The sequence below is a fragment of the Neisseria zalophi genome (assembly GCF_008807015.1).
GTDB classification, from domain to species: domain Bacteria; phylum Pseudomonadota; class Gammaproteobacteria; order Burkholderiales; family Neisseriaceae; genus Neisseria; species Neisseria zalophi.
On record NZ_CP031700.1, the window covers coordinates 150515 to 171661 of the forward strand.

General features: G+C 48.3%; 20 protein-coding genes. All 20 read right to left on the bottom strand.

Translation table 11 applies throughout. The annotated features are described in order from the left end of the window. Positions 1–23: 23 nt before the first annotated feature. A complete protein-coding gene (locus D0T92_RS00590; protein WP_151049236.1) occupies positions 24–713 on the bottom strand; it encodes a DUF4145 domain-containing protein in 690 nt (229 codons plus the stop codon). Between the two features lie 181 nt (positions 714–894). Then, complete coding sequence (locus tag D0T92_RS00595) at positions 895–1257, bottom strand: hypothetical protein (RefSeq protein WP_151049238.1); 363 nt, start codon at positions 1255–1257, stop codon at positions 895–897. A gap of 520 nt (positions 1258–1777) precedes the next feature. Beyond that, entirely contained in the window at positions 1778–2287 is a 510-nt protein-coding gene (locus tag D0T92_RS00600; RefSeq protein WP_151049240.1) for an isoprenylcysteine carboxyl methyltransferase family protein, read from the bottom strand. Positions 2288–2835: 548 nt separating this feature from the next. Continuing rightward, positions 2836–4008 carry a cell division protein FtsZ gene (gene ftsZ / locus D0T92_RS00605; RefSeq protein ID WP_151049243.1) on the bottom strand — a complete coding sequence of 391 codons (1173 nt, stop codon included), beginning with the start codon at positions 4006–4008 and terminating at the stop codon, positions 2836–2838. Between the two features lie 127 nt (positions 4009–4135). Beyond that, the gene (ftsA, locus tag D0T92_RS00610; protein ID WP_151049245.1) at positions 4136–5371 is read right to left on the bottom strand and encodes a cell division protein FtsA; all 1236 of its coding nucleotides are present in this window, start codon (positions 5369–5371) and stop codon (positions 4136–4138) included. 23 nt (positions 5372–5394) lie between these two features. Next, positions 5395–6156: a cell division protein FtsQ/DivIB gene (locus tag D0T92_RS00615; protein ID WP_151049247.1), complete on the bottom strand. Its 762-nt coding sequence runs from the start codon at positions 6154–6156 to the stop codon at positions 5395–5397. Further along, positions 6146–7057, bottom strand: coding sequence for a D-alanine--D-alanine ligase (locus D0T92_RS00620; protein WP_151049249.1), 912 nt, complete (start codon positions 7055–7057; stop codon positions 6146–6148). The genes D0T92_RS00615 and D0T92_RS00620 overlap by 11 nt, the downstream gene beginning before the upstream one ends. 30 nt (positions 7058–7087) lie before the next feature. Next, the gene (gene murC, locus D0T92_RS00625; RefSeq protein WP_191963650.1) at positions 7088–8485 is read right to left on the bottom strand and encodes a UDP-N-acetylmuramate--L-alanine ligase; all 1398 of its coding nucleotides are present in this window, start codon (positions 8483–8485) and stop codon (positions 7088–7090) included. Positions 8486–8699: 214 nt separating this feature from the next. Next, a complete protein-coding gene (gene murG / locus D0T92_RS00630) occupies positions 8700–9767 on the bottom strand; it encodes an undecaprenyldiphospho-muramoylpentapeptide beta-N-acetylglucosaminyltransferase (protein WP_151049251.1) in 1068 nt (355 codons plus the stop codon). Positions 9768–9774: 7 nt separating this feature from the next. Continuing rightward, positions 9775–10935 (bottom strand): putative lipid II flippase FtsW, encoded by a 1161-nt coding sequence (gene ftsW / locus D0T92_RS00635; RefSeq protein WP_151049253.1) that lies wholly within the window; start codon positions 10933–10935, stop codon positions 9775–9777. A gap of 75 nt (positions 10936–11010) precedes the next feature. After that, complete coding sequence (gene murD, locus D0T92_RS00640; RefSeq protein WP_151049255.1) at positions 11011–12348, bottom strand: UDP-N-acetylmuramoyl-L-alanine--D-glutamate ligase; 1338 nt, start codon at positions 12346–12348, stop codon at positions 11011–11013. A gap of 36 nt (positions 12349–12384) precedes the next feature. Then, positions 12385–12789: a hypothetical protein gene (locus tag D0T92_RS00645; protein WP_151049257.1), complete on the bottom strand. Its 405-nt coding sequence runs from the start codon at positions 12787–12789 to the stop codon at positions 12385–12387. 33 nt (positions 12790–12822) lie between these two features. Continuing rightward, positions 12823–13341 (bottom strand): hypothetical protein, encoded by a 519-nt coding sequence (locus D0T92_RS00650; RefSeq protein WP_151049259.1) that lies wholly within the window; start codon positions 13339–13341, stop codon positions 12823–12825. 119 nt (positions 13342–13460) lie between these two features. After that, entirely contained in the window at positions 13461–14543 is a 1083-nt protein-coding gene (mraY, locus tag D0T92_RS00655) for a phospho-N-acetylmuramoyl-pentapeptide-transferase (protein ID WP_151049261.1), read from the bottom strand. A 76-nt stretch (positions 14544–14619) separates the two neighbouring features. Beyond that, entirely contained in the window at positions 14620–15018 is a 399-nt protein-coding gene (locus D0T92_RS00660; RefSeq protein WP_225315119.1) for a hypothetical protein, read from the bottom strand. Further along, a complete protein-coding gene (locus D0T92_RS00665; protein ID WP_151049263.1) occupies positions 15018–16373 on the bottom strand; it encodes a UDP-N-acetylmuramoyl-tripeptide--D-alanyl-D-alanine ligase in 1356 nt (451 codons plus the stop codon). Before D0T92_RS00665 ends, D0T92_RS00660 begins: the two co-directional genes overlap by 1 nt. 34 nt (positions 16374–16407) lie before the next feature. Further along, positions 16408–16932, bottom strand: coding sequence for a M23 family metallopeptidase (locus tag D0T92_RS00670; RefSeq protein ID WP_151049265.1), 525 nt, complete (start codon positions 16930–16932; stop codon positions 16408–16410). A 63-nt stretch (positions 16933–16995) separates the two neighbouring features. Further along, a complete protein-coding gene (locus tag D0T92_RS00675) occupies positions 16996–17808 on the bottom strand; it encodes an NYN domain-containing protein (protein WP_151049267.1) in 813 nt (270 codons plus the stop codon). 95 nt (positions 17809–17903) lie between these two features. After that, positions 17904–19379 carry a UDP-N-acetylmuramoyl-L-alanyl-D-glutamate--2,6-diaminopimelate ligase gene (locus D0T92_RS00680; RefSeq protein WP_151049269.1) on the bottom strand — a complete coding sequence of 492 codons (1476 nt, stop codon included), beginning with the start codon at positions 19377–19379 and terminating at the stop codon, positions 17904–17906. Between the two features lie 14 nt (positions 19380–19393). Next, entirely contained in the window at positions 19394–21145 is a 1752-nt protein-coding gene (locus D0T92_RS00685) for a peptidoglycan D,D-transpeptidase FtsI family protein (protein WP_151049271.1), read from the bottom strand. Between the last annotated feature and the right edge of the window lie 2 nt (positions 21146–21147).

Below are 21147 nucleotides of genomic sequence, written 5' to 3' on the forward strand. Positions count from 1 at the left end.
TTACTATGAATTTAAATTATTTATTAACTATTATCTCGCTTTTCTACCGCTTTTCTAGCCCCTTCAGGCATCATATTATAAATTTCCTCTAATTCCTTTGGTTTGGTAATACATTCCTTCACAATCCAATTGATTAAATAAAATAGTTTTTCGGCAATCTTATCAAAATCTTCATCTGCAAGCTGACCGGGATGAACTGCATTATTACCTGTAATGCGTACTATATCGGCCATTTGGGTTACTTTGTGTGACAAAATACCTTGCGATGCTAACTTTTTAATATCCTTATTAATATTGTCACCGCTTGCGCCCAAATGTATACATAATTTCTGAAACCCTAATCTTAGTAATGCAGCGGCTCCCCGAGGGGATTTAGCAAAAATTCCTGCTGCTTCCTCATAATCTTGCTTTACATCATCAGGCATATCAGGCTCAGGTAAGGGGCAAAGCCCAATATCTGGGTATACCATTTTCGCCACTGTTTCTGGTGTAATTTGTCTTCGTTGCTCATAGCTTAAAAATTCAGGGGTGATATCTAACACTTTCCAAAAATTGAATTTACGACAATGATCGCATAAAGCAGCTTTATAACTAATAACACTATTCTCTTCATACTCCAATTGTAAAAAGTTCCAGTCCATATGAGAGTAAACTCCACAATGAGGACAATGAAACGCACGCTTATCAAATTCTGGTGAAATATAATTTTGCATTCAATACCTTTTCTTATTCTTATTAATTTATATATAAATACTGATTCAGCTACATTATTTTAAAGGTATCATCAGTAATCAAAACAGATGATGAAGAGGTGCATATTTTTAAAATACCCTCCAATCCAGCCTGCGTGCCTACGGCACACTCTACACGCTTTTCAGACGGCCTAATCTAACTTTATTTTTCTTTTGTATTCTCAAACTCTTGTTCTGTTGGCGGGAAAATACCATACCAATCAAATTGGTAAACCTGCTCTCGCACCTTATTCAAATCTTCCTCAACGGGAATGCCGACACCCGGCAAACCGGTTTCTTTATTCACGACAATAGCCGTTAAAGGGGGAAGCTCATTTTGATTACAATACACGGCAATATATTCTAAAATGCTGCCCAACGTTGCTGCTATATCACGCCCATACATTTTGATAGATAAGTCTTTATACGTCATGGTTTGGCGGCTCATCGCAGCACTTTGCAAAATAGGCCATGCTTGCATAGCACGGGTGACACGATTTGAATGCTCTTCAAAATATTTAACCATTTTCCCTCCTAGTATTGAATCTAAATAAAATTATTAAAAAACAATCTGCTTCAAATACACCAAACCGCGTGCACCTAAGGCACAACCCTTTATACGCTTTTCAGACGGCCTATATCCGCTCGATATACAATGCCGTAGCAAAACAGCTTTGCCCATCAGATAAAAGCCTTGATTGAAAATATAATCCGTATCGGTTTTAATGCTGATTATACCTATCAATATTTCAAGCAAATTCGTGAGATTATACGATATTTCCAGCCCTTATGCGGGATTCGCCACAATGATTTATGTGATTTTTTAAACCCGTTTCTATTGCGGCAAGACCGTTTATCGGCTCTTGCTTCGGCGGTTGGAAAACGGTTTTAAACCAAGTCGGTTTTTAATATACCAAAGCGGGCGGATAATTCATCCGCCCGCTGATTCATAGCTTAAACCCGCAGTGTTTACAGGTTTAATACACATAAAGCCTACCTGTATTAAAAAGGAATAATCCGATATTTTCAGACGGCTTAATTGAAAATCAACATTGCCACAAATGCCGCATAGCCTCTTGCTCTTGGCGAATACGGACAGCAAGTATCACCAGATAAACCGGCAGCCCGATTATCATCGTTGCCCATGCGTGGCAAAGCAGGCCGATGCCGATAAGCTCGGGGATAATATTAAGAAAATAATTGGGATGGCGAATATGGCGGAACAACCATGAGCGGTTGAGGGTATGCTGCGGTCGGATATACACTTTCAGCGTCCAAACTTCTCCCAACTCGTGAATCACATAAAACAATACAATTAAGGCAAAAGCCGTGATGGCCGTGCCGATTGCAGATGCCGTATCAAAAGCAATACCGCGGATATGCGATTCAGCCAACGCAGCAAAATAATAGGCAATATGGGCAGCGGCCAGTAATTTTGAATTTTTCTCACCAAATTGTTTTGCCCCTTCCGCAATCAGGCGTTTTTCATTTCGGCGGGAAATAGCCAGCGAAATCAACCTAATGGCAAAAAATAAAATAAAAACAACCGTAATCATTAATTATTTTCCTCATATATCTATACAATCAATAAAAAGCCGCATGCATACGGCTAATAAATATCGGCTTCATGTAAAGACTGCAAAAGGCTTGAGCTATTTTTTCAGACGGCCTTATTCATAAAATACTGGCAAATCATTAATTACATATTGTTTACTTTTTATTTAAACCACAACAGCAAAACAATATGGCTTGAATTTAGCAATACCCTGCCTCCAAAACGCTTTAGACATAACCGATGCTATTATCAGACGGTTGAAACAGGCTTTTCTTACACCTCTTTATCAATATGATGAAAATTCATTAATTATCTAATGTTTCATAAAATACAAAACCGCAGCAGATAAAATCAGACTGCGGTCGAAACACTGTTGATACACCAATATACGATACTGACGCCAAATAAAACAATCTTATTGTTTTCAAAATATTTTCAGACGGCTTCTATTGATATAAATGATAAAGCATAAAAAGCAAAAGGCCGTCTGAAATATTCAGTCGGCCTTGTTTTATCGCAGTTGACGATAAACGATAGAAACAAATGGTTTTAGTCGGCTTGGCGGCGCAAGATGGCCGGAATTTCAAAGTCGTCTAAAACGGATTGGTTAGAGAAATCGGAAGCGGTCAGGTTCATGCTGCGGGTGCTGCGGCCTGAACGGATTAAACCGTCGATATTCGGGAACGCATCTTCAGTACCGGTTGCCTGTTGGGTTTTCACCATACGCAGGTTGCTGCCCGCAGAAGCACCGTTGTTTTCTTTCAAGCCGGTAGCGATAATGGTCACGCGGATAGCGTCTTCTTCCATGTTTTCATCTTCGGCAGTACCGTATTTACGTTCTGCATCGGGATGGGCATATTGATCCACCACTTGCATGATTTCGCGGTATTCAGACATTTTCAAACAGCCCGGGGCGGTAGTGATGTTTACCAATACGCCGCGTGCGCCGTCTAACGTTACATCGTCCAACAGCGGGCTGGAAATGGCTTGCTCGGTAGCCAGGCGGGCACGGTCGATACCTTGTGCAAAGCCGGAACCCATCATGGCCATACCCATAATGCTCATCACGTTTTTCACGTCGGCAAAGTCCAAGTTAATGAAGCCGGGACGGGTAACCACTTCAGAAATACCGGCTACGGCATCGCGCAACACATTATCGGCAGCACGGAATGCTTCGCGGACGGTAACGTCTTCACCCAAAGCGGTCATTAATTTGTCGTTCGGAATCACAATCAAAGAATCAACTTGGCTTTTCAGATGATCCAAACCTTCTTGGGCAATGCTCACGCGTTTGCCTTCGTGACCGAAAGGACGGGTAACCACGGCAACGGTTAAAATGCCTAATTCTTTGGCAATTTCAGCCACAACAGGTGCGGCACCTGTGCCGGTACCGCCACCCATACCGGTGGTGATAAAGAGCATATTGGCACCGCGGATAGAGTCAGCGATGGCTTCGCGGTCTTCTTGGGCGGCCGCACGGCCGATTTCAGGGTTGGCGCCTGCACCCAAACCGCGGGTTAGGTTGGTACCCAATTGGATACGTTTGGTGGCATTGCTTTTGCCCAAAGATTGGGCATCTGTATTGGCACTGATGAATTCAACACCTTGAACAGTGTTTAAAATCATATTGTTGATGGCATTACAACCACCGCCGCCAATACCGATAACTTTAATAACCGCAGGGCTCGCGGCGGATTCTACTACGTCGTAAACCAATTCCATTTATATGCTCCTTTGCGCCCTGCGTCAGGACGGGTAAAAAAAGATTGTAAGTGCTATATATTATATAAGAAGCATGATGCGCATGGCAAAAGGCTTATTATATTTTTATGATAATTTTACGTTTGTCTTAAAAATTATTTTTCAGCCAATCGCGGAATCTCACCCACAGGCTGTCTTTAGATTCGCGGATGGCAACCGCACCGCTTACCGGTGCGCCGTAAACTTCGCCTCTGGCCGCCTGAAGTAAACCAATGGCTGTGGCATAACGCGGGTTACGGATACGTTCGGATACCCCGCCCATTTCATGCGGCACACCGATGCGGGCGGGCAGGTTAAATACGTCTTCGGCCAGATCGACAATGCCGGTCAGCAACGATGCCCCGCCGGTTAAGACGATGCCCGAAGTCAGCACTTCTTCAGGGAAACCGCTACGGCGCAATTCATTTAGAGTCAACTCCAAAATTTCTTCGACACGCGGGCCGATAACGCTGGCCAATACGCGGCGGGAAATCTGGCGCGGCTGGCGGTCGCCGACGCTTGGCACTTCGATCATTTCATCTAATCCGTCCATGGTGGCAATAGCAACGCCGTGGTGGATTTTGATGTATTCGGCGGCATTGTGCGGCGTACGCAGTGCTTGCGCCAAATCTTTGGTAATCAGATCACCGGCCACGGGAATGACAGCAGTGTGGCGGATGGCGCCGTTGGTATAAACCGCAATATCGGTGGTGCCGCCGCCGATATCAATCACGCACACACCCAAGTCTTTTTCATCTTCGGTTAACACGGCCTGCCCGCTGGCCAATGGTTGCAACATGATTTGATCCATGTGCAGCCCGCAACGGTTTACGCATTTTTGAATATTTTGCAGTGCGGTAATGGCGCCGGTGATAATGTGTACGCGGGTATCCAACCGCACCCCGCTCATGCCGATGGGTTCTTTCACGCCGGGTTGGTTGTCGATAATATATTCTTGTACCACGGTGTGCAGGATATTGTGATCGGGCGGAATATTTACGGCTTTGGCGGTTTCAATCGCACGGTCGATATCGGCCTGCGTTACTTCGCCGTCTTTGATTTTTACCACGCCTTGCGAATTGAGGCTGCGGATATGGTTACCCGCAATACCGGTGGTGACGCTGTCTACTTTGCAGTCGGCCATCAGCTCGGCTTCGTTCATGGCCTGTTTAATGGCTTGGGCAGTAGCATCGATATTGGTCACCATGCCGGCTTTCAAGCCGCGCGACGGTGCCTGCCCCAAACCGATAATGTGGATTTCGTTGTCTTCCTGAACTTCGCCAATCAACGCAATCACTTTAGAAGTGCCGATATCCAATGCACTGATATATTTGCCTTTTACCATAATATCCCATTCATTTTTTATGTTTACTGTCGGTTTGGTGTTTCAGCCGCCAAATCCTGTTCTTCAGACGGCTCGTCTTCTTCTTGCGGTTTTTCGCGGTAGCGCACGGCAAAGCCGTCTTTATAGCGCATATCTATATATTCCAGATATTTTTCCTGCTCTTTCAAAATACTCGGCCACATATCGGCGAAACGCTGCATGCGGTCAATTTCGTTTTCACGCCCCAAGCGCACGACAATGCCGTTATCCAATTCTGCCGACCATGCCGAACGCGCCGTATATTCGAGTTTGACGATATGTAGATCCAGCGGCCTGATAATGCCGGTGAAGCGATTATAGTGGTTCACCATGTCTCTGGCTGTTCCGGGCTGCCCTTCAAACTCTGGAAAGGTTTCATCGGTGGCGGCTTTAAATAAGTTGCCTTCGCTATCCACCAGTGCGGAATCTTTCCAACGGGCAACCGGTATTCTTTCTACCAAGCGGATTTCCACGGTATCGGGCAAGCGGCGGCGGATGGTGACTTTGCCAATCCACGGCAATTTCGCAAATGCTTCTTGCGCGCCGTTTAAATCGGCTTTCAAAATGTTGCCGCGTATATATTTTTGCGCCACGGTTTGCAATTGCTTGTTGCCGGTACGCTGTATCTCGCCTTCGATACGGACTTGTTTCACCGGGAAATAAGGTGAATTGTAAATCCAAACACCGAATGCTCCCAGTAATATCACAATCACCAGAAGCATCAGCCAACGAGTTATGCGCTTAAGCGCGCCTGCATTATCCCACATGAGCGGTTTTCAAAATTTCAACACATAAATCGGCGAAGCTCAAGCCGGTTTCGGCGGCAGACTTCGGTACTAAACTATGACTTGTCATACCCGGCAGGGTATTGATTTCAAGCAAATATAATTTGCCGTCGGTATCTTTTAAGAAGTCCACGCGTGACACACCGGCCGCACCGACGGCTTCGGCACCCTGCACGGCCAACAGCCGCATTTGCTGCTCGTCTGCTTCGTTAAGGTCGGACGGGCATTGATAAACGGTATCGTTGCGGTTGTATTTGGCTTCGTAGTCATAAAACTCGGTGGTCGGGATAATTCGGATGCTGGGATAACCCTCCCCATTAATCACCGGACAGGAATATTCGCCACCGCCGATAAAGCGCTCGGCAATAATCTCGCCGTGAAAATGCTTCAGCTCTTCATAAACAGCTTTCAGACGGCCTGCTTCTTTTACTTTCACTACGCCAACACTACTGCCTTCGGCTGCCGGTTTCACAAACATAGGCAGGCCGAGCCGACGCTCGACTTCATCAAAATCACTATATTCCCGCAGCACGGCAAATTCGGGAACAGGCAATCCCACTGCCTGCCAAATCAGTTTGCAGCGGTATTTATCCATGCCGACGGCAGAAGCCATCACACCGCTGCCGGTATAGGGGATACCCAATAGTTCTAAGGCGCCCTGTATCGTTCCGTCTTCGCCGTATGTACCGTGCAGGATATTAAAGGCCGTCTGAAAACCTTGGGCTTTTAATTGTTCCAGCGGGGTTTCTTTCGGGTCAAACGGGTGGGCATCTATACCTTTGCTTTTCAGTGCGGCAACAATGGCGGCACCACTATCAAGCGATACTTCGCGCTCGCTGGAAAACCCACCCATTAAAACGGCAACTTTGCCAAATGCTTGCATATTTATTCGCTTCTTTCTTTTCTTTCTTTTTCAGACGGCCTGCCCTGCCAATACTGCCGGCACTTTATTGATACTGCCCGCGCCCATGGTGAGCACCACATCGCCGTCTTTCAATACATTCAATAAGGTTTGCGGCAACTCGCCGACTTCTTCGCAATAAATCGGCTCCAGCTTGCCCAATACGCGCACGGCTCTGGCCAAAGCACGGGAATCGGCCGCCACAATAGGCTCTTCGCCGGCGGCATATACTTCGGTTAACACCAATACATCAACGGCACTGAGTACGCCGACAAAATCTTCAAACAAATCACGGGTGCGGGTATAGCGGTGCGGCTGGAAAGCCAATACCAAGCGTTTATCGGGATAAGCTCCACGCGCGGCGGCTAAAGTGGCCGCCATTTCTACAGGATGATGGCCGTAATCATCAATCAATACGGCATGGCCGCCTTCGGGCAGACTAATTTCACCATAGCTTTGGAAGCGTCGTCCGACACCGGCAAAACCGAGCAGCCCTTGTTGAATCGCTTCCACCGAAGCGCCGACTTCCAACGCCACCCCGATTGCCGCCAACGCGTTCAACACATTATGATGGCCCGGCATATTCAATACAACTTCAAAAGGCTCGATATCATGTTGTTTCACATGCACGGTAAACCGCATCTGCGTGCCGTCGGCTTGTATATCGCTGGCATAAATATCGGCTTCTTCATCTAATCCGTAAGTCGCGAAAGGTTTGCTGATATGCGGAATAATGGCACGCACATGCTCGCTGTCGATACACAAAAATGCTTTACCGTAAAAAGGCATACGGTGGATAAAGCTGACAAACGCCTGATGCAGTTTTTCGACGCTGTGATCATAAGTATCCATATGATCGGTGTCGATATTGGTGATCACTGACATAATCGGCGTTAAATGCAGAAACGATGCATCGGATTCGTCGGCTTCCGCTACGATATATTCGCCCCGCCCCAAACGGGCATTGGTTCCTGCCGCCGTTAATTTACCACCGATCACAAAGGTCGGATCCATACCCGCTGCAGCCAAAACAGATGCCGTTAAACTCGTGGTAGTGGTTTTACCGTGCGTACCGGCAATGGCGATACCGTCACGGAAACGCATTAATTCCGCCAACATCAACGCACGGGGAATCACGGGGATTTTCCGCTCTTGTGCGGCAACCACTTCCGGATTATCGGCCTTTACGGCAGTGGATGTTACTACCACATCGGCATCGGCAACGTGTTCGGCGGTATGGCCGGGATAAACACGCACCCCCAAGCTGCTCAAATGCTCGGTAACCGAACTTTGCGCCTGATCCGAGCCGGACACATGAAAACCCAAATTATGCAAAACTTCGGCAATCCCGCACATACCGGAACCGCCGATGCCGACAAAATGAATATTGCTGACTCTGTTTTTCATCATATTTTTGGATTTCCTGAATTTTTTACCGTTTCAGACGGCCTATCCGCAACGGCGACACTTAAAAGGCATTATTTTAAAGAGCTACGGCTATATAAGCTATGCTTTTAATGTAAAAAGGTGTTTACGCTGCGTTTCAGACGGCCTGATTCGAATGAAACAGCATATTTTCTAACCATCCCGCCTTTTATTCTGCCTATAACCGCAACCCTTATGCTTACATTGTCGTGGCGATTGCCGCCAAGGCCACATCGTCGGCACTTTGCGGCATCGCCAATGTACGGGCGTTTTCCGCCCACTCCAAACAACGCTCACGATCCAGCGCCCACAGCACTTCCGATAGTTTTTCAGCCGTCAGTTGCGATTGCGGCAGCAATAGCCCGGCATCCGTCTGCACCATAAAGCGGGCATTAGCGGTTTGATGATCGTCTACCGCATACGGATACGGCACCAACAATGCGCCGACACCGGCAGCGGTCAATTCGGCAATGGTCAGCGCACCGGCGCGGCAAATCACCACATCGGCATCGCGGTAGGCGGCAACCATATCATCGATAAATTCCACACATTCGGCATCGACATTGAGCACTTCGTAATCGGTTTTCAATGTGCCGAGTTTGCCGCGCCCGGCCTGATGATATATTCGGGGGCGTTCGTTTTCGGTGAGCAACGCCAGTGCGCGCGGAACGGTTTGGTTCAATACATCCGCGCCAAGGCTGCCGCCCATCACCAATACTTTCAGACGGCCTTTGCGCCCTGCAAACCGCTCGGCCGGAGCGGGCAGATTGGCAATATCGGCACGCACGGGGTTGCCGACCAAACCGTCGGGGTTATCAAATGTTTTCGGAAAGGCATACATCACACGCCGCGCCCAGCGGGAAAGCTGTTTATTAGACAATCCCGCCACCGCATTTTGTTCGTGAATCACAATCGGAATGCCCGCCAATTTCGCCGCCACCCCGCCGGGGAAAGTAACAAAACCGCCAAAACCGATAACACAATCTACGCGGTGTTTACGGATAATTTTCAAAGCTGCCTGTATGGTCTTGAACAGGGTAAACGGCAGCATCAATTTACGCTTCCAACCATTGCCGCGCACACCTTTGATGGCCAACGTTTCCAAGCGGATATCATGCTGCGGCACAATGCGCTCTTCCATAGAATCTTTACTGCCCAGCCAAATCACATGGTGCCCGCGTGCACGCAATGATTCCGCTACGGCCAACGCGGGGAAAATATGCCCGCCGGTGCCGCCTGCCATCAACATAAAAGTCTTACCGACCATAATCTATTTATCCTTCAACTTTATAACCGCGCATTTTCAAACGGTTTTCGTAATCAATCCTCAGCAACAACGCCATACATACCAACATCACTATCACGGCGGAACCGCCGTATGACATGAGCGGCAGCGTCAGCCCTTTCGTAGGCAGCAGGCCGATATTCACACCGATATTAAAGAAACTTTGAATGCCCAACCAAATACCGATACCTTTGGCCACATAGGCACCAAAATACAATTCCAAATCCCGCGCCTGTTTGCCGATAGAAAACGCCCGCCATACCAGCCATGCATAGCAGAGAATCAGCATCAAAATGCCGACGAACCCGAATTCTTCGCCGATAACGGCCAAAATAAAGTCGGTATGCGCCTCAGGCAGGTAAAAACGCTTTTCCAAGCTAGCGCCCAGGCCGACGCCGAACCATTCACCACGGGCAATCGCCATCAGAGAATGGGTAAGCTGATAACCTTTGCCCAACGGGTCTTCCCACGGGTTTAGAAATGCGGCTACCCGTGCCATACGGTATGGTGCTACGGCAATCAATGCCACCATACTGCCCAAACCGATGCCGACCATCATCATAAACCAGCGCCACGGCAGCCCGGCCAGAAACAGCAGTCCCATAGCCACGGCAGCCACCACCACAAACGAACCGAAGTCGGGCTCCAACATAATCAAGCCCAAACCGAACCCCACCGGTACGGCGGAAAAACCGACTTTTTTAAACTGCTTCAAAATCTCGGCTTTGCGGGTGAAAAAGCTCGACAAATACAAAATAATTGCAAGCTTGAAAATTTCGGTCGGTTGCAGGTTAATCGGCCCGATGTGTATCCAACGTTTGGCCCCGTTGATTTCTCGCCCGACACCCAACACGGCCACCAACAATACCAAACTAAACAACAAAATATACGGGGTCGCCCTCTTCCAAGTCGCTATCTTGATTTTGGTGACCGCCCAACCGATCACCCCGCCCGCAGCTAAAAACATTGCTTGGCGGCTAAGGTAGAACCACTTATCGCCGCCGTCGTTCGCCGCATACGGAATGGAAGCGGAATAAATCATCAATAGGCTGAACGACACCATCAACACCACCATCCACAATAGCGAATAGTCGATTTTATGGCCGCTGCGAAGTATTTTGCGGTCTAATATTTTGGATTCTGTAATCATATTGCTTTTTTTAAAATGTGTGATTTCAAATGGTTCAGACGGCCTGATAAACATCTGAACGTCATGTTTTTAACCTTATAACTGCTGAAAAGCATCAATAAATACCTGCGCCCGATGTGCATAACCCTGAAACATATCGAAGCTGGCACAAGCAGGGCTGAGTAAAACGATATCGCCCGACTGCGCCAGTTGATAGGCCGTCTGAACGGCTTCGGGCAGCGTTGCGCAATCTATTGTTTCAGGCACGCAACCGGCCAAATCGTGGCGGATTTTCGATGCATCCTCGCCAATCAGCAATACGGCGCGGGCTTTATCCTGCAAGACAGCACGCAACGGCGTGAAATCCTGCCCTTTTCCCTGCCCGCCCGCAATCAATACGATAGGCGCCTGCAAACCGGCAATTGCGGCGGCAGTCGCACCGACATTGGTGCCTTTGCTGTCGTCGATAAAGGTAATACCGTTTTTCTCACCAACTTTTTCCACACGGTGCGGCAGCCCTTTAAAGGTTTGAACATATTGCAGTAATTCGGTTCGCGGCAAACCGATGGCTTCACACAAAGCCAAAGCCGCCAATACATTCGCGCTATTATGCAAACCTTGCAGCGGAATATCGGCCATAGCCGCCAAATCCTGCCCGTCGGCTTTCAGACGGCCTGCTTGCGTATCCGCCCAATAATCCGTCCGGTGCTCAAGTGAAAACCATTTCACGCTGCGCCCTGCGCGTTTCATGACACGGCAAAACACATCATCGGCATTCAATACCTGCACACCCTGCCCCCGAAAAATTTTGGCTTTGGCATGGGCGTAGTCCAATAAATCGTCGTAGCGGTTGAGATGGTCTTCGGAAATATTCAAAACGGTAGCCGCATCGGCATTTAAATGTTCGGTATTTTCAAGCTGAAAACTGGAAAGCTCCAACACCCATACGTCTGCCGGCTTTCCATCACGCTGCATATATGCGTCCAGAACGGGGGTGCCGATATTACCGGCAATGATGGTATCCAACCCGCATTGTTGGCATAGATAACCAACCAAACTGGTTACCGTGGTTTTGCCGTTGCTGCCGGTAATCGCGATAATTTTGTCGCTTTTGCCTTGCAATGTTTGCGCTAGAATTTCAATATCGCCCAACACTATGCCGCCGTTTTGCTTGAATTCGGCAATATCGTGCATACGCTCGCTGATACCGGGGCTGATGGCTAAGATATCGAAACCGTGCGCCAAAACTTCTTTCAGACGGCCTGTATAACAAATTAGATTATCAAAACGCTGCTTCAACGAAGCTTCACGTTCTGTTTTCAAGTCGGCATCATAAGCGGCCACTTGCGCGCCCTGCTGCCGCAAAAAAGCAATCATGGAAACACCCGTAGCGCCCAATCCTGCTACCAAAATTCGTTTATTTTGCCAGTTCATATTGATGTATCTTTTTTCCGTTTACACACACGAAACTCAAACATTGGCAGGACAAACCTGCTGATCGGCAAACAGCGCCTCTATTTTTTCCACGGTAACCGCGCCGTCATAGTCGGCCGGAAATCCTTCCGTTGCCTTCACCGGCTTGCCTACCACCAAACGCGCCAATACCGGCTGATAGGGCTGCTGCTTTTTATCCATCCATGCCGTGCTGGCCGCTATCAATGGCTGCATCACATTTTCGGCACCACTCATCCACCATGCAAACGACTGCCCGCAAGGCTCGAAAACCGATACTTCATGCCCGTAGGTATATAAACCGAGTACGCTTTTCGGATACGTTGCCGTATCCGACTCGGCAGACGATGCCGTGTTCATATCTTGCGCACAACCAAACAGCCATACGCAGCAGCATGCCGCCAATATATTTTTAAAATTCATCACAAGCTCCTCGGCTTAAACCAAGCCGGTTATTTAATTAGCCATACCGCCGGCAGATGTTTTAGCCACTTTGGTGCACTGCATTTCTTCTCCGCCCTCTAAAACCATTTCGTCACCATTGAAGCTGAGAATACGGGCTTGGGCAATGGCAGGTTTTTTTCTCTTCACTTCCTGCTGCATACTACCGAACCACCGCTTATCCAAATCTCTGATATTTTTATTTTTCAGCGATGCCCGCCGATGCCCCCGTTTCACTTCGAACGGGTTTTCTTCGCGTATCAACGTTTGTTGTTCGAGATGCCAGCGGCCTTGCGATTGGATTCGGTAATCCAAGGTGTCGCCCTCGACAAAAAAGTGCCAATGCATTTGGGTTTGCGACTTACCGTCGGCTTGCAAATTCAGCCGCGTGTTCATTTCCGCCCAATGCTCACCCGAACGCTCCTCAAACACACATTGCCACGTTCCGGCTAATGTTTCAGTCGAAAGTCCCGATGCCGCCCAAGCAGATACCGGCGAAACTGCCGCGCATACTGCCAAAATCCAACCGCTCATCCTCATGGTCATACTCCTTCAAAATTTTTCAAGCTGCCAAAAGGAAAACGACTGAACGGCCAACCCGCCCGAGCCACCGCTTCCCATGCGGAAACTTACTTATTGGTTTTCAGACGGCCTTAACGTACTTTCAAGGTACTCAAGCCCACCAATACCAACACAATCGTAATAATCCAAAAACGCACCACAACCTGCGTTTCTTTCCAACCTTTCTGCTCATAATGATGGTGAATCGGCGCCATCAGAAAAATCCGTTTTTTCGTGCGTTTATACCAACTCACCTGCAACATTACCGACAAGGCTTCCACCACAAACAGGCCGCCCATAATCACCAATACAAACTCTTGGCGGACAATCACGGCGACCGTGCCCAAGGCCGCGCCCAAGGCCAACGCGCCCACGTCGCCCATAAACACCTGCGCCGGATAAGCGTTAAACCACAAAAAGCCCAAACATGCGCCACACATCGCCGTACAAAAAATCACCACTTCGTTGGCACCGGTCACAAACGGCAGTTGCAGATAAGCCGAGAATTCGGCATGGCCGGTTGCATAGGCGAATACCGCCAAACCACCCGCCACCAACACCACGGGGAACGCCGCCAAGCCGTCTAAACCGTCGGTCAGGTTCACCGCGTTAGACGTGCCGACAATAGTCAGATAAGCCAACCCGACAAAACCGACCACGCCCAACGGCAGCGCAACCTGCTTAAAAAACGGCACAATCAGAATATTATTGGCCGAATTGCGTGCAGCATAAAAAAGCAGCAGACCGGCAGCCAAAGCGACTGCCGACTGCCACACCATTTTAAATTTTGCCGATACCCCGTTCGGGTCTTTATAAACCACTTTGCGCCAGTCGTCGTAAAAGCCCAAAGCGCCTGTTGCCAACAACACCAAAATCAAAATCCAAATATACGGGTTGGCCAAATTGCCCCACAATAGGGTAGATACTGTAATGGCGGTTAGAATCAACGAACCGCCCATCGTCGGCGTACCGGTTTTGACCAAATGAGTTTGCGGCCCGTCGTGGCGGACAGCCTGCCCCACTTTTAATGCAGTCAGCTTGCGGATGGTCCACGGCCCTAGCAGCAGCGAAAACGCCAATGCGGTCAATGCCGCCATCACGGCGCGGAAAGTGGTGTATTGAAAAACGTTCAACGCGGTAAACCATTCGCTGAAGCGGGCTAACCATAAAAGCATGAGGTTAATTCCTTTTTGTTTGATTTATATTTATCGACCTTATAGAGGCCGTCTGAAACCGTTTCAGACGGCCTGCTCAGTGATGGATGGGTTTGAAGGCTTCTTCCTCGATAATCAGCCCTTCAAGTCCGTTTTCACAACGGATTTCCACAAATCTGTCGGTTTTTCCGTATTGTTCCCTACCTAAAAAACAAAGACTATCCTTTGGAATGACAAAATCCACATGACTGTAAGAAGCATCCTTGCTGCTATATGCAGCAACGTTTTTTAATGCTTTCACTTTTACTTCATGCTGATGACACGCGTAGAGAAACAACAAAGCCATGCAAAAATATTTCTTCATTGTTTTAGAAAAATCCTTCGCTTCACCATTCTGAAGGATTTGTTTAAACCGCTTATTATATCCGAAGGGAGGCTCACGCTTAAATATCGGCAATACCGAATCTATTTGCCACAGCATAAAAGCGGCGGTCATTAATCACACAGCGCCGCTACCACTTCTTCCATCTTCATAAAGCGCGACCCTTTCACCAATACATGCACATTTTGCGGCAGGTCGTGCACCAATACCTGAATCAGCGGATCCTTATCGGCAAACCATAGGCCGTCGGCACCAAACGATTCGGCGGCCGACACGCTTTCATTGCCGACAAAATAAGCCGCTTCAATGCCCTTTTCGCGGGCATACGCCCCTACTTCGGCATGCATGGCGGCGGTTTCGTCTTCACCGAGTTCGCCCATATCGCCCATCACAAATACGCGCGGCGCAGGCAGCCCGGCCAAAACATCAAGCGCGGCTTTCATACTGTCGGGATTGGCGTTATAGGTATCGTCCAACACGGTTGCACCTTTAATGCCTTTTTTAATTTGCAAACGGCCTTTGATATTGGCAAAGTCCGACAGGCCGTCTGAAATCTCAGATAAAGTTAATCCGGCCGCCTGCGCCAAAGCCGCTGCCGCAACGGCATTATGAATATTGTGTTTGCCGGGCACGGGCAGTTGTACGGCGGCACGATCGTTACCGGACACCAGCACAAAAGCACACGATAAAGGATTCAACTCAATTTCTTCGGCATGAATATCGCCCTGCCCTACGCCAAACGTATGCTGTTTGAACGCATGGGCAGCCGTCTGAAACACGGCGGCATTCTCATCTTCACTAGGAATCAGCGCCAAACCGTTCGGGCGCAGCCCTTGATAAATCTCACTTTTGGCTTTGGCAATATCGCCGACACCGTCGAATCCGCAACCGACATGCGCGCGCAAAGCATTATTCACCAATGCCGCATCGGGCTTGGCAATCTGCGTTAACAACGCCAGCTCGCCGAAATGATTCATACCCATTTCAATCACCGCATAACGGTGTTGCGGCGTGAGCTTCAGCAAAGTTAGCGGCAGGCCGATATGGTTATTCAGATTGCCTGCCGTCGCCAATACCGCATCCGCACCAAAACGGCGGCGCAATACGGCGGCCAACATTTCTTTCACCGTGGTTTTACCTGAAGAGCCGGTAATCCCGAAAACAAACGGCTGCACATTCTCACGCCATGCCGCCGCTAAAGTTTGCAGAGCCGATAGGGTGTCATCCACCTTCAACGCACCTGCCAGCCCTGCACAATCATCACGCGACACTATGGCCGCCACCGCCCCTTTTGCCAACACATCGGCGACAAAATCATGCGCATCAAAATGCTCGCCTGCCAAAGCAAAAAAAACATCGCCGTCTTGAATATCGCGGCTGTCGGTCACAATGCGCCCGACCGGCCGGTTTTCAGACGGCATCGGTAGGTTTAAGGTTTGGCAGATAAAGTTTAAATCTAAAGGTTTCATATTGTTGTTTGGTTTCTCTATTTTTTCAGACGGCCTATTTGTTCGGATTAATCAGCGGATAAGGATTGATTGCGCCTTTGGGCAGATAAACGCCGTAATGCAGGTGAGAAGGTGTATTTTTGGCATTGCCGCTGTTGCCGACATAACCGATCACCGTACCGGCTTTCACCCGTTGGTATCGTTTGATATTGGCGAATTTGCTTAAATGGGCGTAATAGTGCCACGCACCCGGCCCTTGAATACCGACCACCTTGCCGCCCAAACGATTGTTTCCGATACGGGTCACAATGCCGTCGGTCGTACTGCGTACCGGCGTGCCTTTTTTGGCAAAAATATCCACGCCCTCATGCCTGCGGCCATGACTGCGCGCCGCACCCCATGTATCGGTAAAGCGATGACCTTTCACTGGGTTAATCAAACTGCCGGCCGTCGGCGCCGGTTGCGCCCGCAATGCTGCCAAATCACTGCCCGGTCGCGAGTAATTTTGGGTTTGACAACCTGCCACAACAGCCAATACGGCGCCTATACACAAAGCTTGTTTCAAGGTTTGGTTTATCATGTGTATTTGCCTCCGTTTAATATAAAAAATATTAAATTTTTATGAATATACATCTCAAAATTGTTAAATTTTTAATTTAACATACATATGTTCATGAGTACCTTCTGTATTTTTTCGCATTTCGTATTCAAAAATATCAGGATATTTTCTAATTAAATCTGTAAATTTTTTACACCCATAGGTACGTGGGTCAATATCAACTTGTAGTAATTTCCATTGTGCCGCTAAAGTACCAATTTCTAACCATTCATTATCTGACGAATCAAATACTTTTCTAAGAATGTCTTTTTGTAATTCTGCTTTAGGTAAAACTTCTTGAGTGACTTCTTTTTGAACCGATGGTGATAATTTATTTTTTACAGTCTGTGCATCAGAAGTCATTACTTCTTTTTCAGACTCATTTTTTGATTCAGGTAATAAATTTTCTACATAAATAAATTGACTACAAGCATTTAAAAAAGCTTTTGGCGTCTGCATCTTACCAAAACCATATACAGTAGCTCCTTGCTCTTTCAAGCGAATAGCTAATGCAGTAAAATCACTATCACTTGATACAATACAAAAACCATCGAAACGATTTGTATATAACAAATCCATTGCATCAATAATCATATATCCATCAGTTGCATTTTTACCTGTTGTAAAGGCAAATTGCTGCATAGGTTTAATAGCATGTTCATTGATAACTTGTTTCCATTGACCATTCCCTGAAACAAAATTCCCATATATTCTTTTAACAATTGCTTCACCAAATTTAGCTACCTCTTCTAAAATAGCTTTTACTTCTTTAGCAGAGGCATTGTCTGCATCAATTAAAACAGCTAATCGTGCAGATTTTTCCTCTACAACATTAAAACTTGTTTTTATTTTTGACATAAGTTTTCCTTGGTAAAATGTGCCTAAAACAAATATTGCTATTATTTTTGTACAAAAAATTAATTTAATAAAAAATTCTAAAAGTATATTTAGATTTAGCGTTTCGCCAACGCCGCTTCGGCCACTTCAAAATCAGAAAAATGGTGCTTCTGCCCCTGTATATCCTGATAGGTTTCATGGCCCTTGCCGGCAATCAAAATAATATCGTTTACAGCAGCATTTTTAACGGCATATTCAATCGCCAAGCGGCGGTCGACTTCGGTATATTCCGGAAAGCATACGGCTGGCAGGATATCGTTGATAATGGCCTGCGGTTCTTCCATGCGCGGGTTGTCGCTGGTAACCACCACCTTATCCGCACCGGCCACCGCCGCCGCGCCCATTAGCGGGCGTTTGCCTTTGTCTCGGTTGCCGCCGCAGCCGAATACGCACCATAAACTGGCGCCTTCGGGTTTGATTTCCTGCAAAGTGCATAGCGCTTTTTCAAGGGCGTCGGGCGTGTGGGCGTAGTCCACCACAACCAAAGGATGGTTATCGCCCATAATGCAATCCATACGGCCGGTTGCTGGTCGGATACGGGCAAGGGTATCCAATACTTTTTCCAAAGGGTGTCCGTCGGCACACAAAACGCCAACGCACGATGCCAGATTTTGGGCGTTGAAACGGCCGAGCAGGCGGCTTTTTACTTCGCCAATCCCCCACGGGGTTTCGAACTCAACTGTCATGCCATCCGAAGCGGCTTGGAAACGGGTAATGCGGATATCGGCCTGTTCGGAGAATCCGTATCCGTAAACGGTTAATTCCGGCCTGTCGGCTTTCAGACGGCCTGCCAATTCGACACCGAAATCGTCGTCCATATTAATCACGGCATGTTTTAGCGGGTATTGGTAAAACAGGCGGCTCTTGCTGGCACCATAAGTTTCCATGCTGCCGTGATAATCAAGATGGTCGCGGGTGAGGTTGGTAAACACGGCCGTCTGAAATGCAACGCCGTTCACACGGGCTTGGTCGAGGCCGTGGCTGGATACTTCCATGGCTACGGCTTTCGCACCTTGCTGTTTGAAGCGGTAGAGTAATGTTTGTACCGATACGGGGTCGGGCGTGGTGTGGGTTGTTTCTTCCAATGCACCCCAAAAGCCGTTGCCGACCGTGCCGATAATGGCGCATTTTTCATTCAAAATATCGGCCGCCTGCGCCAACCACTGGCTAATGGAAGTTTTGCCGTTGGTACCGGTAACGCCCCATACTTTCAGGCCGTCTGAAACATTGCCGTACACTTTGGCAGCCACGATGCCGGCCCGTTTTTTTAAATTTTTAATCCCTTGGTTGGGAATATGCCATTCCTGACGCCAAGTAAATGTGCCGTCGTCGTCCCAAAAAACAAAAGCCGCACCATTATCAATGGCGGCGGGAATATAGGCACGCCCGTCTGTGTACTCGCCTTGGCAGGCAATAAACACATCACCCGGCCGGATTTTACGGCTGTCCGAATGCAACAAACGCCCTGCTGCGTTTTCACACAGCAAGGGCGGCAAGTCGGTTTCAGCCGATACATCTGATTCGCTGAACATATTTAAGATACTCTTTAGTTTTTAAAGGCCGTCTGAACCGGTACGTTTTTCAAAGGTTTGGTTGGGGAAACGCCGAGAATATTCAGACTGCCGCCCATAATGTTTTTAAATACGGGGCCGGCAACCACACCACCGTAGTAACCGTTGGCAGTCGGTTCGTCTACGGTAACCGCCACAATCACACGCGGTTTGTCGGCAGGAGCGAAACCGATAAAGGTGGCAACGTGTTTGTCGCTGGCATAACGGCCGTTCACCAATTTGCGTGCCGTACCGGTTTTAGCGCCGACATCAAATCCGTCTACCGCACCCATCGTACCGGTACCGCCTTTTTCGGTAACGGCAACCATAATTTCACGCACGGCACGGGCGGTTTCGGGTTTCATTACCCGCTGACCTTTAGGAGCGGCCACTTGTTTTTCAAAGCTCACCGGCAATATTTCACCGTCGTTGGTTAATGACGTATAGGCACGCGCCAATTGCAACAGGCTCAGCTGTAAGCCGTAACCAAACGACATGGTTGCCTGCTCAATGGGTTTCCAATTCTGCCATTTACGCAATAAACCCGGTGTTTCGCCGGGGAAGCCGGAATGCATACGCTGGCCAACCCCCAAGCTCTGATAAAAATCATACATCTCTTTAGGCTGGAACATGGCCGATAATTTGCTGGTACCGACGTTGGAAGATTTCTGCATAATACCGCGTACGTCTAACGAAGGATAAACATGGGTATCGCGCACGGTAGCCGGGCCGATTTTATAGGGATGGGTATTCAGGCGGGTATGGACATTGACTTTGCCCGAATCCAGCGCTTTGGCAATGGCAAAAGGTTTCATGGCCGAACCCGGTTCGATCATATCGGTTACGGCACGGTTGCGGCGCTGCTGGCTATCGGCTTTGCCCGGTTCATTCGGATCATAAGCCGGGCTGTTTACCAAAGCCAGAATTTCACCGGTTTGGGCATCCAATACAATAGCTGTACCTGATTTGGCTCGGTGATAATCAACGGCTTTATTCAACTCGTCATAAGCCAGTGTTTGAATACGCTGATCCAAAGACATCACCATATCGTGCCCGTTTTTCGGATCACGGTTACGCGGCGAATCCAAGCTGTCGACAATATTGCCCTTATTGTCGCGCAACACAACTTTGGCACCATTTTCACCACTCAAATCGTCTTCCAGCGCCAACTCCAACCCTTCTTGGCCTTTGCCGTCGATATTGGTGAACCCGATTACATGCGCAAACAGATTGCCCATCGGATAATGCCGTTTGGATTCTTGTTGGAATGCTAAGCCTTTAATGCCCAAGGCAGCCACTTTATCGGCGGTTTCTTTGCTTAACTGGCGTTTCAGATAGATAAAATCTTTTTCTTTGCGTGCCAAACGTTTCTCTATGGTTTCGACGGATACGCCGATAAGCGCGGAAAGCTGTTCCAATTGCTCGCCGGTAGGCTGAACGTCCATACCGGAAGGCACGGCATACAATGATTCGGTAGGCGCACTCAGAGCCAACGTGGCGCCGTTGCGGTCGGTAATCGTGCCGCGGGAAGCAGGCAGGGTAATCGTGCGCACAAAGCGCTGATCACCCTGATTTTTCAAAAATTCATGCTGCGTGGTTTGCAGGTAAACACCTCTGCATACCAATGCGGTAAATGCCAAGGCCAAACCGCCCAACACCAATGCAATCCGCCCGTTGGTCGAAACGGGCTTTTTAGCCTTGGGCTGTTTGGGTAACATTCGGGGCTTATATTCGTTTTTAATCAACATAG

What these genes read in the sequence shown, in the direction of transcription:
- D0T92_RS00620 (WP_151049249.1), bottom strand. Translation starts at nt 7,057, where the DNA reads ATGCAAGCATTTGGCAAAGTTGCCGTTTTAATGGGTGGGTTTTCCAGC.
- ftsW (WP_151049253.1), bottom strand. Translation starts at nt 10,935, where the DNA reads ATGATTACAGAATCCAAAATATTAGACCGCAAAATACTTCGCAGCGGC.
- D0T92_RS00685 (WP_151049271.1), bottom strand. Translation starts at nt 21,145, where the DNA reads ATGTTGATTAAAAACGAATATAAGCCCCGAATGTTACCCAAACAGCCC.
- D0T92_RS00650 (WP_151049259.1), bottom strand. Translation starts at nt 13,341, where the DNA reads ATGAGCGGTTGGATTTTGGCAGTATGCGCGGCAGTTTCGCCGGTATCT.
- mraY (WP_151049261.1), bottom strand. Translation starts at nt 14,543, where the DNA reads ATGCTTTTATGGTTAGCCCGCTTCAGCGAATGGTTTACCGCGTTGAAC.
- D0T92_RS00600 (WP_151049240.1), bottom strand. Translation starts at nt 2,287, where the DNA reads ATGATTACGGTTGTTTTTATTTTATTTTTTGCCATTAGGTTGATTTCG.
- D0T92_RS00680 (WP_151049269.1), bottom strand. Translation starts at nt 19,379, where the DNA reads ATGTTCAGCGAATCAGATGTATCGGCTGAAACCGACTTGCCGCCCTTG.
- ftsZ (WP_151049243.1), bottom strand. Translation starts at nt 4,008, where the DNA reads ATGGAATTGGTTTACGACGTAGTAGAATCCGCCGCGAGCCCTGCGGTT.
- D0T92_RS00665 (WP_151049263.1), bottom strand. Translation starts at nt 16,373, where the DNA reads ATGAAACCTTTAGATTTAAACTTTATCTGCCAAACCTTAAACCTACCG.
- murC (WP_191963650.1), bottom strand. Translation starts at nt 8,485, where the DNA reads ATGATGAAAAACAGAGTCAGCAATATTCATTTTGTCGGCATCGGCGGT.
- murD (WP_151049255.1), bottom strand. Translation starts at nt 12,348, where the DNA reads ATGAACTGGCAAAATAAACGAATTTTGGTAGCAGGATTGGGCGCTACG.
- D0T92_RS00645 (WP_151049257.1), bottom strand. Translation starts at nt 12,789, where the DNA reads ATGAATTTTAAAAATATATTGGCGGCATGCTGCTGCGTATGGCTGTTT.
- murG (WP_151049251.1), bottom strand. Translation starts at nt 9,767, where the DNA reads ATGGTCGGTAAGACTTTTATGTTGATGGCAGGCGGCACCGGCGGGCAT.
- D0T92_RS00660 (WP_225315119.1), bottom strand. Translation starts at nt 15,018, where the DNA reads ATGACCGCCGCTTTTATGCTGTGGCAAATAGATTCGGTATTGCCGATA.
- D0T92_RS00675 (WP_151049267.1), bottom strand. Translation starts at nt 17,808, where the DNA reads ATGTCAAAAATAAAAACAAGTTTTAATGTTGTAGAGGAAAAATCTGCA.
- D0T92_RS00615 (WP_151049247.1), bottom strand. Translation starts at nt 6,156, where the DNA reads ATGTGGGATAATGCAGGCGCGCTTAAGCGCATAACTCGTTGGCTGATG.
- D0T92_RS00595 (WP_151049238.1), bottom strand. Translation starts at nt 1,257, where the DNA reads ATGGTTAAATATTTTGAAGAGCATTCAAATCGTGTCACCCGTGCTATG.
- D0T92_RS00590 (WP_151049236.1), bottom strand. Translation starts at nt 713, where the DNA reads ATGCAAAATTATATTTCACCAGAATTTGATAAGCGTGCGTTTCATTGT.
- ftsA (WP_151049245.1), bottom strand. Translation starts at nt 5,371, where the DNA reads ATGGTAAAAGGCAAATATATCAGTGCATTGGATATCGGCACTTCTAAA.
- D0T92_RS00670 (WP_151049265.1), bottom strand. Translation starts at nt 16,932, where the DNA reads ATGATAAACCAAACCTTGAAACAAGCTTTGTGTATAGGCGCCGTATTG.